The 14,103-nt window shown below is 71.1% G+C and carries 12 protein-coding genes and 1 pseudogene; 7 read left to right on the plus strand and 6 right to left on the minus strand.

Annotated features, from left to right (window positions below; all coding sequences use genetic code 11):
- Positions 1–459 precede the first annotated feature (459 nt).
- Positions 460–2,658: a transglycosylase domain-containing protein gene (locus ABZ749_RS14435; protein ID WP_357227603.1), complete on the plus strand. Its 2,199-nt coding sequence runs from the start codon at positions 460–462 to the stop codon at positions 2,656–2,658.
- Between the two features lie 144 nt (positions 2,659–2,802).
- Here ABZ749_RS14435 and ABZ749_RS14440 read toward each other — a convergent pair whose 3' ends face one another.
- Entirely contained in the window at positions 2,803–4,650 is a 1,848-nt protein-coding gene (locus ABZ749_RS14440) for a thiamine pyrophosphate-requiring protein (protein WP_355009701.1), read from the minus strand.
- Positions 4,651–4,741: 91 nt separating this feature from the next.
- On the opposite strand from ABZ749_RS14440, the gene ABZ749_RS14445 reads away from it, so the two are divergent.
- The 6 genes and pseudogenes from ABZ749_RS14445 (at position 4,742) to ABZ749_RS14470 (ending at position 9,605) form a co-directional block, all read left to right on the plus strand.
- Complete coding sequence (locus ABZ749_RS14445) at positions 4,742–5,590, plus strand: RNA methyltransferase (protein ID WP_357227624.1); 849 nt, start codon at positions 4,742–4,744, stop codon at positions 5,588–5,590.
- Positions 5,591–5,637: 47 nt separating this feature from the next.
- Positions 5,638–5,838 (plus strand): annotated as a pseudogene (locus ABZ749_RS14450) (argininosuccinate synthase domain-containing protein); the annotation flags it as partial.
- A gap of 196 nt (positions 5,839–6,034) precedes the next feature.
- Positions 6,035–6,592: an MFS transporter gene (locus ABZ749_RS14455; protein WP_357227627.1), complete on the plus strand. Its 558-nt coding sequence runs from the start codon at positions 6,035–6,037 to the stop codon at positions 6,590–6,592.
- Between the two features lie 183 nt (positions 6,593–6,775).
- Complete coding sequence (locus tag ABZ749_RS14460) at positions 6,776–7,720, plus strand: RNA polymerase sigma-70 factor (protein WP_357227606.1); 945 nt, start codon at positions 6,776–6,778, stop codon at positions 7,718–7,720.
- Between the two features lie 82 nt (positions 7,721–7,802).
- Positions 7,803–8,990 (plus strand): FAD-dependent oxidoreductase, encoded by a 1,188-nt coding sequence (locus tag ABZ749_RS14465; RefSeq protein ID WP_357227609.1) that lies wholly within the window; start codon positions 7,803–7,805, stop codon positions 8,988–8,990.
- A 30-nt stretch (positions 8,991–9,020) separates the two neighbouring features.
- On the plus strand, positions 9,021–9,605 hold the full coding sequence (locus ABZ749_RS14470; RefSeq protein WP_357227611.1) for a hypothetical protein: 585 nt from the start codon (positions 9,021–9,023) through the stop codon (positions 9,603–9,605).
- A 290-nt stretch (positions 9,606–9,895) separates the two neighbouring features.
- On the opposite strand, the gene ABZ749_RS14475 is transcribed toward ABZ749_RS14470, so the two are convergent.
- From ABZ749_RS14475 to ABZ749_RS14495, 5 genes are all read right to left on the minus strand, one after another.
- Positions 9,896–11,326, minus strand: coding sequence for a hypothetical protein (locus tag ABZ749_RS14475; protein ID WP_357227613.1), 1,431 nt, complete (start codon positions 11,324–11,326; stop codon positions 9,896–9,898).
- The gene (locus ABZ749_RS14480; RefSeq protein ID WP_355009765.1) at positions 11,323–11,853 is read right to left on the minus strand and encodes a SigE family RNA polymerase sigma factor; all 531 of its coding nucleotides are present in this window, start codon (positions 11,851–11,853) and stop codon (positions 11,323–11,325) included. Before ABZ749_RS14480 ends, ABZ749_RS14475 begins: the two co-directional genes overlap by 4 nt.
- Positions 11,854–12,128: 275 nt before the next feature.
- Positions 12,129–13,013, minus strand: coding sequence for a hypothetical protein (locus ABZ749_RS14485; RefSeq protein WP_357227617.1), 885 nt, complete (start codon positions 13,011–13,013; stop codon positions 12,129–12,131).
- 43 nt (positions 13,014–13,056) lie between these two features.
- A complete protein-coding gene (locus ABZ749_RS14490; RefSeq protein ID WP_357227620.1) occupies positions 13,057–13,776 on the minus strand; it encodes a hypothetical protein in 720 nt (239 codons plus the stop codon).
- 94 nt (positions 13,777–13,870) lie between these two features.
- Positions 13,871–14,103 (minus strand): hypothetical protein (locus ABZ749_RS14495; protein WP_357227622.1); only part of this gene is annotated, 233 nt, incomplete at its 5' end.

A 14,103-nucleotide genomic window follows, 5' to 3' on the forward strand; every position in this document is an offset into this window, starting at 1 on the left:
GACCGTCGGTGCTCCCGGCACGTCGGCCGATCGCCACATCTCCGGCCCCGGGAAGTACGCGCCGACCCGCCTTGAAGCCAGGGAACAGCACGCACAGGGCGAAGATGATCCGGCCGACCAGGAACGTCTTCGCGACCTGCCGGGGCCTAAACCCCACCCCCGCGCCGGTCGCCCCGCGCCGGTCGCCCCGCGCCGGTCGCCCCGCGCCCGTCGCCCCGCGCCCGTCGCCCCGCGCCGGTTGCCCCGCGCCGGTTGATCATGAAGTTATTGCGCGCGACCTCGGCGTGTCCTGGCAATAACTTCATGATCAACGAGGGTCCGCCGCCCGGCCCGGCCCTCGGGGGCGGGGGTGCGGGCGGGGGCGCAGGCAGGGGATTGGCTGGTGGGGGGCCGTGAAGTTGCTGACAATCCGGCTGTGGGGGTGGTCGGTTGGCGGCTTTCGTGGCAATCCTGGGGAGCATGGCCGCCCCTCGCTCGCCGCTGTCGCGGCTGTTCACCGTGCTGCTCGCCGGCGTGTTGGCCGGGCTCGTCCTGGCAGTCGCCGCACTGCCCGGCAACCTGCTGCTCGGGCTCACCGCCCGCTCCGCGCTCGGGTCGTACGCCGCGTTGCCGGCCTCGCTGAAGACCCCGGCCACGCCGCAGCGTTCGTACCTCTACGCCAACGACGGCAAGACGCTGATCACCACGTTCTACGACGTGAACCGCACCGACGTACCCCTGTCGGAGATCGCTCCGGTCATGCGGCAGGCGATCGTGGCGGCCGAGGACCGGCGCTTCTACGACCATGGTGGTGCGGACCTGCGCGGCCTGGCCCGGGCGCTGGTGGCCAACGTCAAGGGTGGCGGCACCGAGCAGGGCGGCTCGACGCTGACCATGCAGTACGTCCGTAACGTGCTCAAGACCGACCCCACCCGCACCGCCGAGGAGCGCGCCGCCGCCACCGATCCCACAGTGGGCCGCAAGATCCAGGAGATCCGGTACGCGAGCGCGCTGGACAAGAACCTCGGCAAGGACGAGATCCTCGACCGGTACCTGAACATCGCCTACTTCGGCTCCGGCGCGTACGGGATCGCGGCGGCCAGCCAGCGGTACTTCGGCAAGCCTCCGGCGCAGTTGACCCTCGCCGAGTCGGCCCTGTTGGCCGGTCTGGTGCAGTCTCCGGACGCGTACAGCCCGATCAGCGGCGACAAGGACGAGGCGCTGACCCGCCGGTCGTACGTGCTGGACTCGATGGTCGCCACCAACGCGATCACCGCGGCGCAGGCCGCCCAGGCCAAGGCCGAGCCGCTGGCCCTGCACCCCACCGCCCAGCCCAACGGCTGCACCGCCGTTTCCCAGGGCCACGACGACTGGGGCTACTTCTGCGACTACCTGCGCCAGTGGTGGCTGACCCAGCCGGCCTTCGGGGCGACCGTCGCGGAGCGCGAGCAGGCACTGCGTTCGGGCGGCTACACCGTGGTCACCTCGCTGGACCCGAAGACCCAGGCCACCGCACAACAGCAGGCCACAAAGGTCTACGGGTACGACAACAAGCGCGCCCTGCCGATCGCGGCGGTCCAGCCCGGTACCGGGCGGGTGTTGGCGATGGCGGTCAACAGGCACTACAGCCTCGCCGACAACCCGGCCGGGCAGGCGAACCACCCGAACACCGTCAACCCGTTGATCTCCGGCGGAGCCAGCGTCGACGGATACCAGGCGGGTTCCACGTTCAAGATGTTCACCATGCTCGCCGCGCTGGAGTCGGGCCGTACCCTCTCCACCGGTTTCGACGCACCCGCCAAGCTGCCCACCCGGTACCCCGCCGAGGGGCCGGGCAGCTGTGACGGTCACTGGTGCCCGGCGAACGCCAACCCGGACTGGATGGACGGGTACCGGATGATGTGGGACGGCTTCGGCCGCTCGGTGAACACCTACTTCGTCTGGCTGGCCGAGCAGGTCGGCCAGGACAAGGTGGTCCAGATGGCGCAGCGGCTCGGCATCACGTTCCGCGCCGACTCGGACGCGGCCTTCGCCAAGAACAACGCCGCGAACTGGGGCTCGTTCACTCTGGGAGTGGCGGCCACCACCCCGCTGGACCTGGCCAACGCGTACGCGACGGTGGCCGCCGAGGGCACCTACTGCACGCCGGTGCCGGTGGTCTCGGTGACCGGCGCGGACGGCACGAAGGTGCCGGTGGGGCAGCCGTCCTGCAAGCGGGTGCTCGACGCGGACGTCGCCCGCGCCGCGACCGACGCGGCGCGTTGCCCGGTGAGTCAGCAGTCGGCGTTCGGGCAGTGCAACGGCGGCACCGCCACCGGTGTGAACGACATCCTCGACCGCCGACCGGTGGCTGGTAAGACGGGTAGCTCGGAGCAGAACTCCACCGAGACGTTCGTCGGCTTCACCCCGCAGGTCGCGGTGGCCGGTATCGCCGCGAACCCGGACGACCCGGCCGACTCGGTGGGGTCGGCGGTGCAGACCAAGGTGATCGACGCGGTGGCCCGGGTCATCGCCACCGCCGTGAAGGGCCAACCGGAGAAGGCGTTCGTCGCGCCGAGCCGTGAGCTGGCCGGCGATGCGCGCCGCCCGGTCGAGCGCCCAGCGGTCCCGAACCGTCAGCAGGAGCCCACCCAGGACCCCCGCTCAGCCCTGCAACGCTGGCTCGACCGCCGAGGCTGACCCCCACCCCGCCCGCCCGCCCGCCCCGCCCGCCCCGCCCCGCCCCGCCCACCCCCGCGATCTTGCACTTTCGGTGGCCGAGAAGCACCCTTTTGGCAGCTTCTGTCGGTGCAGAAAGTGCAAGATCGCGGGGCGTGAGGCGGGTTAGCGGTCTCGGCGGCGGGGGCGGTAGCTGGCCAGGGTGGCGGGGAGGCCGCGGCGGATGATTCCGGCCCAGTCGGTGTCGCCGCGTAGCACCGCCGCAGCGGTCTTGCGGGCCTGCTCGACGGTGAAGTGCGGTGGCAGCATCAGCTCCGCCGGGTCGACCAGGGCGTTGATCACCACCGGCCGGTCGGCGGTGAGCGCCCGGTCCCAGACGTCGCGCACCTGATCCGGTGAGTCGATCAACTCGCCGTGCAGCCCGAGCACCTCCGCCCACTGGTGGTAGGCGATGTCCGGCAACTGCTGGCTGTCCGGGAACATCGGCGTCCCCTCGGTGGAGCGCTGTTCCCAGCTGACAAACGCCAGATCCCGGTTGTTGAGCACCAGCACCACGAAGCGCGGGTCGGCCCAGCTGCGCCAGTACTTCGCCACGGTGATCAGCTCGTTGACGCCGTTCATCTGCATGGCACCGTCACCGATCAGCGCGACCAGCGGCCGGTCCGGGTGGGCGAACTTGGCGCTCAGCGCGTACGGCATGGCGCCGCCCATGGACAGCAGCGTGCCGGAGAGGCTGGCCAGCATGCCGGGGCGTACCTGGATGTGTCGGGCGTACCAGGCGGTGGTGGTGCCGCAGTCGACGGCGAGCAGCACGTCGTCGGGCAGCCGTTCGTTCAGGGTGTGGAAGAGCAACTGCGGGTTGACCGGGTCGGCGGCCTGTTCGGCCAGGTCGTGTTGCACCCGACGCCACGCCGAGGTGGCCTCGGTGACCTCCGTCCGCCAGGCGGTCGGCCCGGGGCCGGGGCCCAGCTCGTTCAGCAAGGCCCGCAGCGTGGGGCGGGCGTCGCCGGTCAGGTTCACCTCGGTCGGATAGCGCAGCCCGAGCTGGGTGCCGTCCAGGTCGATCTGTACCGCGCGGGCCTGCCCGGGTTGCGGGTAGAACTCCGAGTACGGCATGTTGCTGCCCACGATCAGCAGCCGGTCGCAGCCGCTCATCAGCTGCCAGCTCGGTCGGGTGCCGAGCAGCCCGATCGCGCCGGTCACCCACGGCTCGCGGTGGTCGACGGCGGTGAAGCCGAGCAGTGCGGTGGCCACGCCGGCCCCGAGCCGATCAGCGATCTCGCGGACCTCGTCGCGTGCGCCGAGGGCACCCTGGCCGACCAGCATGGCCACCCGCTGCCCGCCGCGCAGGACCTCGGCCGCCCGGCGTACGTCCGCCTCCGGTGGCACCGTCGGCGTGCTGCTCGGCGCGTTGCTGGTCTGGTAGTAGCCGTGCGCGTGGGGCGGGTTCGGGACAGCCGGCTCGTCCTGGATGTCGAGAGGCAGGATCAGTGCGGTGACGGTACGCCGGGCCAGCGCCGTGCGGCACGCCCGGTCGACGAGGTGGCGTACCTGTGCCGGGTTGTCGAGCTGGGCCAGGAACGCTGCCGCCACGTCCTTGTAGAGGGCGAGCAGGTCGACCTCCTGGTAGTAGCCGCCGCCCTCGGCGGTGGTCGCGGTGTGCCCGACCAGGGCGATCACCGGTTGGTGGTCGAGCTTCGCGTCGTACAGGCCATTGAGTAGATGGATGGCGCCCGGCCCGCTGGTGACCAGAGCGCAGCCCAGCGGACCGCCGCCGTACTTGACGTGCGCGGAGGCGGCGAAGCCGGCGGTCTCCTCGTGGCGGACCTGGATGAACTGGGCTCGTCCGTTCGTGCGTTGCAGCGCGGAGGTGAGGCCGTTGATGCCGTCGCCGGGGTAGCCGAAGTAGCGGTGCACGCCCCAGCTGAACAGTCGCGACACGATGTGGTCCGCGACGGTCGGACGCCGGGGGAGGGCACCCGCTTCGCCCGGGGTGGTGTCGTCTGCGCTCACCTGGCTGGTCCTTCCCGTCACGTCCGTTGTCTGCCGGTCATTCCCCTTATTCTTCGGACAAAACGCCTCGTCGGGCGGGCCTCGGAGCGCGCTGCTCCGCGTCCGGCAGAATCGTCGGGTGCCCGTCCACCAGATCACCGACCCCGACGACGACCGGATCGCCGACTACCGGGCGCTCACCGACGTCGAGCTGCGCACCCGTTGGGAACCACCGCACGGCCTGTTCATCGCCGAGGGGGAGCTGGTGCTACGCCGGGCGCTGCGCGCGGGCTACCCGGCCCGGTCGTACCTGGTCGACGCCAAGCGGGCCGACCAGCTCGCCGACCTGGACACCGGCGACGCCCCGGTCTACGCCGCGACACAGGACGTGCTGCAACGGGCCACCGGTTTCCACGTACACCGGGGGGTGCTGGCGTCGTTCCACCGCCGGCCGCTGCCGACGGCGGCCGAGGTGCTCGCCACCGCGCGCCGGGTGGTCGTCCTGGAGGACGTGAACAACCACACCAACCTGGGGGCGATCTTCCGGGGCGCCGCCGCGCTCGGTGTCGACGCGGTGCTGCTCTCGCCGACCTGCGCCGACCCGCTCTACCGGCGCAGCGTCCGGGTCAGCATGGGTGAGGTCTTCGCCATGCCGTACGCGAAACTCGACCGCTGGCCGGAGGGTCTGGACCAGGTGCGGGAGGCCGGCTTCACGGTGCTCGCGATGACGCCCGCGCCGGACGCCGTACCGATGCAGCGGTTGACCCCGGCGCAGCGTGAGCGGGCGGCGTTGCTGCTCGGCGCCGAGGGGCCGGGCCTCACCGATGCGGCGCAGGCCGCCAGTGACGTGCGGGTGGTCCTTCCGATGCGGCGCGGCGTGGACTCGTTGAACGTCGCCGCCGCGGCGGCGGTCGCTTTCTGGGAGCTGGGACGCGACGACGCGCCGGTCGACGGCGGGTAGACGGCATCGGCTTGCATGGCCATGCGTTCTATTGCATAATTTTCCCCGTGTCCAAGGTTCTCACCTCCCTGCCCACCGGCGAACGTGTCGGCATCGCCTTCTCCGGCGGCCTCGACACCTCGGTCGCGGTCGCGTGGATGCGCGACAAGGGCGCCATTCCCTGCGCCTACACCGCCGACATCGGCCAGTACGACGAGCCCGACATCGCCTCGGTGCCCGGTCGTGCGCTCAGTTACGGCGCCGAGCTCGGCCGGCCACGCGGTCGCCGTCCTCAGTGCCGCCATGCCGGTCCTGGTCGCCACCCTGTACGCGCTCCTTCGCCTCAACGGTGTGCCCACCGGCCGGCCCACCGAACGCGGCGACGGCCCACGTGCCGGATTGCTGGTCCTGTTCGGACAGCGAGCGACACGGCTGGCGGTCGTGCTCGCCGCGGTCTCGATCGCCATGTCCGGCTTCACGACCGCGGGAATCTACGCGATCGTCGTGACCGAGCTACGCCTGCCGACAACGTTCCTCGGTGTGCTGGCCAGCGCGCAGGGCGCGGGTTCCGTTCTCGGTGGCCTGATCGTCGGCCGGCTCATCGCGGCGAGAGGTCCCGTGGCCGTCGGTGTCGCCGGAACGGCGCTGTTCGCGGTCGGCTGCCTGACGCGTTGCCTGCCGTGGTGGCCGGCACCTGTCGTCGGGGCGGTGGTGGCCGGCGTCGGGCTGCCCTGGACCCTGGTCGCGGCGGTGACCGCCGTACAGACCCACACGCCGTCAGCGCTGCTGGGACGGGTCTCCGCGACGGCCAACACCGCGATGTTCGGACCGCTCGTCGTGGCGATTCCGCTCGGCTCCGCGGCCGTCCACCTCGGTGCCCGCCCGCCGCTCATGGCAGCCGCGGCGATCTGCCTGACCGCCGTGGTGATGGCGACGTTCCGCCGCCGGTCGACGCCGTACGACGAGACGCCGACCGCGTCCACACCACGCCGGACGGCTGGGACGGGTCCGACGAGCCGCTGACCGGGTTCACCCGCGTACCGGATGGGTCGCCTGGAAGGCGAGTCGTGCCGTGCGATCCGTTGATCAAGTGATGAAAAGGAGGTCAGGAAACAGCGCTCAAAGCTACTTTTCATCCCTTGATCATGGTGCGAGCGGTGGGAACGGGCACCGGGACGCCGCCGTCCGCCCGGATACTGTCTAGTCATGCCGCTCAGCCCTGACGAGGTCGAGGTGTTCGAGCACTCCAGGCCCCGCCTGGAGGCGATCGCCTACCGCCTGCTGGGTTCGGCCAGCGACGCGGAGGACGCCGTCCAGGACACCTTCCTCCGCTGGCAGGGCGCGGACCGGGAACACGTCGAGACGCCCGAGGCGTGGCTGACGAAGGTCCTCACCAACGTGTGCCTCAACCAGCTGACCTCGGCGCGGGCCAGGCGGGAGACCTATGTGGGCACGTGGCTGCCCGAGCCGGTCCTCGGCGGGGACCGGATGCTCGGCCCGCTCGACACCGCCGAGCAGCGCGAGTCCGTCTCGATGGCGGTGCTGACCCTGCTGGAGCGGTTGTCACCCAACGAGCGCGCGGTGTACGTGCTGCGGGAGGCCTTCGGCTACCCGCACGGTGAGATCGCCGAGATCCTCGGCATCACCGAGTCGAACTGCCAGCAGACCTACCGGCGTGCCAAGCAGCACGTCACCGCCGAACGGGCCCGCGCGGAGGTCGACCGGGCCACCGCCCGGAAGGTCGTCGCGGAGTTCCTCACGGCGGCCAACAACGGCGAGATCCAGCGGCTGGTGGAGTTGCTGACCAGTGACGCGACGAGCACCGCCGACGGTGGCGGCAAGATCCCGGCCCGGTCCGCGCCGATCGTCGGCGCACTGGCGGTGGCGAAGTTCCTGCGTGGCCTGTTCAAGCCGACCGACGTCAAACGGGACCTGGTGGGTGGCAGCCCAGCCGTGCACGTCGCCACCGCCAACGGCGCTCCGGCGGTGGTGGTCGTGATCGACGACCGGGTCATCGGCGTGATGTCGCTGGAGGTGACGCCCGGGGGCGTCGCGGCCATCCACAACCAGGTCAACCCCGACAAGCTCGTCCGCGCCACCCGGCAGTGGTCCGCCTCGGAGCACGGGGAGCCCACCCTCCGCGTCTGGTGATCCAGCTCATAGCCGACTCCTGTCAGGAATCGCGTCGCTGTCCGGTTCAGGAAGTGACCACCACCGAGACAGGAGTGCCACCATGAAGCACCGCATCGTCGTCCTCGGAGCGGGTTACGCCGGAGCCATGGCCGCCGGGCGTCTCGCCAAGCGGCTGCACCCGGGCGACACCGAGATCACCCTCGTCAACGCCGACGCGGATTTCGTCGAGCGGGTCCGCATGCACCAACTCGCCACCGGACAGGACCTCACACCACGCCCACTGAGCAAGATCTACGCCGGCACCGGCGTCACGCTTCGGCAGGCGCGGGTCACCGCCGTCGACGCCGACCGCAGGACCGTCGCGCTCGTCGACGACAACGGCACCGACGAGATCGCGTACGACACGCTCGTCTACGCCCTCGGCAGCGTCACCGCCGGCCACGGCGTCCCCGGGGTCGGCGAGCACGCGTACGACATCGCCGGCAGGCCCTCGGCGCTGCGGTTGCGCGACCGCCTCGCCCACCTCGCTGCCGGCGGGACCGTGCTCGTCGTCGGCGGCGGCCTCACCGGCCTCGAAGCGGTCACCGAGATCGCGGAGACCCGGCCGGACCTCGACGTCGCGCTCGCCGCCCGCGGCGGTCTCGGCGACTGGCTCAACGGCAAGGCGCAGCAGCACCTGCGCGGCGTCTGCGACCGGCTCGGCATCACAGTGCACGAGCACGCCGACATCACGCGGGTCGAGGCGGACGGTGCGGTCGCCCGCGACGGTCGGGAGATCCCGGCCCAGGTGACGGTGTGGACGACCGGCTTCGCCGTGCACCCCATCGCCGCCGCCACGACCCTGGCGGTCGCGCAGACCGGCCAGATCATCGTCGACGCCAGCATGCGGTCGGTCTCACACCCCGAGGTGTACGCGGTGGGCGACGCCGCGACCGCCGAAGGACCGGGCGGCAAGCCACTGCGGATGTCCTGCGCCTCGGGCATCCCGATGGCCTGGCAGGCCGCCGACGCCATCGCCGCACGCCTGACCGGTCGGGCGAAGTTCCCCAAGGCCCCGCTGCGCTACTTCAACCAGTGCATCAGCCTCGGTCGCCGCGACGGCATCATCCAGTACGTGACCGCCGACGACAGGGCCAGGCCCGCCCAGCTCACCGGGAAGCTGGCGGCCCGGTACAAGGAGTTCGTCTGCGCGGGCGCCGCCTGGAGCATGGCGCACCCGGTCCTGTACCCGGTCCGCCGCCACCGCGTCGTCCCCACCCGATCGGAGATCCGCACGGCCGCGTCCTGACCGGATGTGCGCCAGCCCTAGGCTGTCGCGATGGCGGTGGAGCAGGTGGTGATCGACCTCGACGAGCACGATCATGAGTCGGCCGAAAGGAGCGCCATCACCCACCGGAACGTCGCGAACAGGCGGAAGGTGCTCCTTCAACTCGTCGCCGCCTTCGTGATCGGTGTGGTGCTCGGCGGCATCGGTGTCGCTGAGTTGCGGGACTCCCGCGCCCAGCACGACCGGTCCTCTGTGGTTGCCCTCGTGGCCCTCCCCGAATCGGGCTATTCGGGAGGCTCGAACTCCAGGGGAATCGTCCGGCTCAACGGGCAGCTGACACTGATCAACACCGGCCCCGCGCCGATCACGATTCGCGCCATCCAAGCGGAAAGGCCGGGCGTCCAGGTACGCGACATGGGCCAAGCCCGGCTGATACGCCCGGGTGGCACCGGGCAGATTCTCGTCGATCTGCAACTGGAGTGCTCGACCGCGTTCCAGCCGGAGCCGCTGTCGGTGCGGTTCTCCGTCGAGACCGAGGACAAGCGGCTCAGAGAGGCGCGCTACCCGGTCGCTCTCGTCGGAAGCGCATGGCAGGAGGATGCCCTGCGCATGTGCGAGCCCCGGCTCGACTCATAGCTGGGGCCAGGACGACGACGCCGACCAACTCGGGCGCGAACGCAGCTGTCGCGCGGAACAGCGCCAGCGGGTCGTCTCCGTCGCGTAGCGCGTCGGGCAGGACGACGCCCCGGAAGTCCACGAGTACGGCTTCGGCCCGCTCGGCGATGTCGCCGAGCCGGTCGGCTGGCCGTTCTGCCTCGATCGTCACCACGCGCTCCCGCAGGCCGTCGTCGCCGTCAAGACTGTCGATCCTGGAGGCCGACGCGGGCCGAGCCGTCCGGGGACGGCTCGGCCCGCCTGACGTCACGTCAGGGTGTCACCCGCGTGGCAGGGCTGTCGCCGGGCAGACCTCCCGCGCTGCTGTCGGTCTCCACGGGCGGCAGCGGGGTGGTCCCGAGGACGCCGCCGTCCCGGCCGTACGCGGTGAGAGTGGCCGCCCGGTCCGCTGGTACCCGGGTGGTGCCGGCGTTCGACGCGTCGAGGGTGACAGTGGCCGGGGGTGCGCCTTCGACCGTCACCGTGACGCGGGCCGCGTCCGGCGGGGCGATCACCCGCACCTCTCCGGTGGCGGGTCGGGCACCGTCCTCGGTCCGGACCCGCCAGCCGATCGGTCGCTGGTCGGCGCCCTCGGTCGGCAGCAGCAGCCGCAGGTCGATGTACCAGCCGGTCCGATCGTCGCCGTGCATGGCGTACGCGATCACTCCGCCCCCGGCCGGTTGCACGGTGAGCAGCGCGGCGGCCTGCCCGTTATCGCGGCCCGACCACCGCACCCGTACTGTCGCGCCGCCAGCCGCGAGGTGACTGTTCTGAAGTGCCGTCTGGACGAAGTTGCGCAGGTTGGTGTCGTCGAGCGGCGTGCCTCGGACGGGTAGACGAGCACCGACGAGCAGGGCGTCCATCTCCGGCCCGGTCGGGTCGAGCCCGGCGTACGGGCCGCCGCCCAGACCGCCATGGAAGAACACCCGGTCGCCGCGGCTGACCCGGACGACGGGTTCGTGCGGCAGGGGTTCGGGCGGCAGCACGGCGAACCCGACCCCGCCTCCGTCCGCCCTGGCGATGTCCTGGTACTCCACAGTGCCCCTGGGCGTGTATCGAGGTTCACCACTGATCATCACAGTGGATTCGGGCGGACCGACGGCGACCGCGAACCCGGCCCGGTCGGGGTAGGCCCGCATCAGCGTCATCACCGGGTCGTCGTCACCCTCGCTGTGGCCGCTGTACCGCATCTGCTGGGCACCGGCCCCGGCGGGACCCACGTACCAGACCAGTGCCTCCCTGGTCAGCAGGCCGAACCGCAGCGGCACCGCGACCAGCGCGACCCGATGGCCCGGCTGGTCACTGCCGTAGATCAGACGGATCCGGTCACTGTCGCCGATCTTCCAGGCACCCACCGGGGCGTCGATTCGCACCGGCGGATCGGCGGTGATCCGCGCCCGTAGCGTGTCCAGCCAAGCTTGATCTCCGGCCAGCGCGCCGCGTGGTGGCGCGTCGAGCAGCGCCGTCGGAGTGGCGGCGACCGCGATACCCGGCGCCCATCCGGGCAACGGAACCACGTTGGTCTGGACCCCGACGAGCGCGACCCCGACCGCCGCGGCCAACGCCGTGCGGATCAGCCGCGTCCGCTGGTGCCGTCGCTCCCGGCGGGCGAATCCGGGCCAGGGATCCTCGGGTACGTCGACGCCGTGCGCGGCCTGCCGCAGCGCGGGACCGAGCGTCGAATTGGCGAAGCTTCCGGTCATGCCAGTTCCTCCTCGAGCCGTGCCGGGGACTGCGCGGCGGGTGGGGCGAAGTCGCTGCGCAGTCGGGCCAGGCCGCGCGACGCCTGGCTCTTCACCGCGCCGACGGAGCAGCCGAGGACCTTGGCGGTGTCCGCCTCGCTGAGATCCTCGAAGTAGCGCAGCACCAGCACCGCCTGCGTCCTGGGCGGTAATCGCCGTAACGCGGCGAGAAGGAGTTGCCGCTGCTCCACCTGCACGTACGCGTCGTGAGTCGGCTGGCTGTCGGAGGTCAGCAGCGGCACCTCCAACGGCCGCCGTCGACGCCGCCAGGAGATCGCCGTGTTCACCATCGCCCGACGTACGTAGACCTCGGGCGCGTCCCGGCGCAGCACCCGCCCCCAGCGCCGATGGGTCTTCTCCAACGCCGACTGCGTCAGGTCCTCGGCTGTCCCCCGGTCACCGGTCAGCAGGTAGGCCGTTCGGAGCAGCGATCCCCACTGTCGTTGGACGAACAGCCGGAACTCTTCGTCGTCCTCGTGCCGACTCACTCCACCTCCAGGTCACGTCCACCCCACGTCTTCGTGCGGACGCAGAGTGAGACGCAGCCGGCGGTCTCCGGGGTTGAGTGGAGGACCGCACGAGCGGCGTCGTAGTCGACGGGCTCATGTCGAGCTTTCTGTCGGGTGGGAATCCCGAGGCGGCCACGGGACGCGAGGGTCGCTGCTGATCATCTCGTGAGTATGAGCGGCCCGCTCAAGCGCGGAACCCCGCTCCGCGTCGACCGGGGAGGTCGGGCGGAGCGGGACCGTGGACGGCCTACCGGTCAGAACCCGCCCCACTGACGGGCCGAGCACTTCCAGGTCTTCCCGTTGTCCTGGGAGACGCAGAACACGAGGATCTTGCCGAGGATCGGGAGGTTGAGGGTGAAGAGGTGGCCCTTGGTCTTCGCGTAGACGACGCCGGACTTCTCGGCGATGTCGGCCAGCGCCCACCCGGGGTCCGGCCCGTCCACTGTCGCCACCCGGCGCAACGACGTGATGTCCCTGCCGTCGAGGAGCGTCCTGATCTCGTCCGCCGACGGCTCACCGTCGCCGATGAGCGTCTGCACGCTGGACGGGCCGTCGACGGCGACACCGTTCGCCTTCTCGAAGGCCGCCTTCGTCCCGCCGACCGTGGTGCCGCCGGCCAGGTCGAGGGTGAGGATCAGCTCGCCGGTCCGGCGCGACAGCAGGCATTCCCAGACGGACTTGCCGGACGCGACGCACATGGTCAGGCACCACTCCCGGCCGTCGGAGCTGGACGAGGCGAAGAGCAGGGACGTCGCCGTCCCGCCGTCGCCAGTGCCGTCGTACGTGCCGTCGGCGAGGTCGGCCATTGTCGTGCCGAGCACCTCCCGGCTGCCCGGGATCGTGCCGACGACCTTGACGCCGTCGACCTCCTTGCCGGCGGCGAGCGCCGCGAGTTGGTCGCTGGTGAGGTTCCGCCCGCCGGTGTCGACGGCCAGCACCTTGTCCAGGTCGCCGACGGGCCGGCCGGTCAGGTCCTCGAGTTGTCGAAGCATCGTCCCCGGGGCACCGGGGTGGTCGGTGATCGTCGTCCGGGCCTCCCCCTCGGCGGCCTGCGACGGTGCGTACGAAGCCGTCAGTCCGACGATCAGGGCGGTCGTGACGATGGTGGCGCGCCTGGTGATGTCCCGCAGAGTTGTCATGCTGTCCTCATTTCCGTGATCGGTGCCGGCGGGGTGGGACGGGCTACCACCGACACGTCACGATGTCGCCAGTGGTGTTGGGGGACCCCCAGTCGCAGTGGTCGTCGATCCACTCGCCGATCTCGCCGATCGTGTCCACGATCCAGGCGAACACCGACTTGATCGCGCCCCAGAGGCTGAAATAGACGACAGTCGTCTCGGGTGTGCCGCCGGCCTCGTCGATGACGTCCTTCGTCGACATGGCGGCGTCGGGCTTCTCGATGATGTCCAGCACCCGTACCCCGGTGTCGTCCTTGCCGGCCAGCAGCGCCTCGATCTGCTCCGGGGTCCGCTCCTTGCCGTCGTCGACCGCAACGATGGCGCGGTCGACAAGCACCTCCCGGCTTCCGCTGACGGCTTGGGCGATGCCGGCGATCTCGCCCACTGTGAGGTCGTTGCCGAGCGCGGGGCCGGTGAACCGCCGGACCGACACGGCACCGGACGGCTCGATCTGGATCTCGGCGGCAGTGATCATGTCGTCCGCCCCGAAGGGTGCCCAGGCGAACGTCCACTTCCCGCCGACGCAGCGGAACGGGCCGTACTCCCGGCCCTCGGGCGCGGTCTCGGTGCGGAGGACCTTGCCGCGTTCGTCGACATGCTGAACCACGCAGTCGACGCCCTTCCGTGGCGGCTTGTCGCTCTGGGCGACGGCGGCGGAGGACATGGCCAGCACCGTCGCGCTGACCACCCCGATCACCGCGAGGTGGTGTGCCAAACGACTCATCGGACGCTCCGTTCCTGATGCGGAAGAGACTGGTGTCCGAAGAGTGCCGGGCCGCGCTGAAGCGGCCCGGAAACGGCGCAGAAAGCGGCGTACGTCAGCGCAGCCGAGTGGCGTCGAGCTGTTCGAGGTCGGCGCGGATCGAGTCGGCGTCGGCATCGCCGAGCTCGTCGAGAATGGTCAGGGCTCGCCGCCACGCGGCACGGGTGGCGGGCACGTCGCCGAGCGCCAGGTGACTGCCGCCGAGATTGACGTACGTGCCGGCCTCGGCGTACCTGTCGTTGACCTGTGTGAAGAGTTCGAGGGCGTGCTCGTAACAGGCGATGGCCC

Origin of the sequence: Micromonospora sp. NPDC047753 (genome assembly GCF_040642735.1) — a bacterium.
Taxonomy (GTDB): Bacteria; Actinomycetota; Actinomycetes; order Mycobacteriales; family Micromonosporaceae; genus Micromonospora.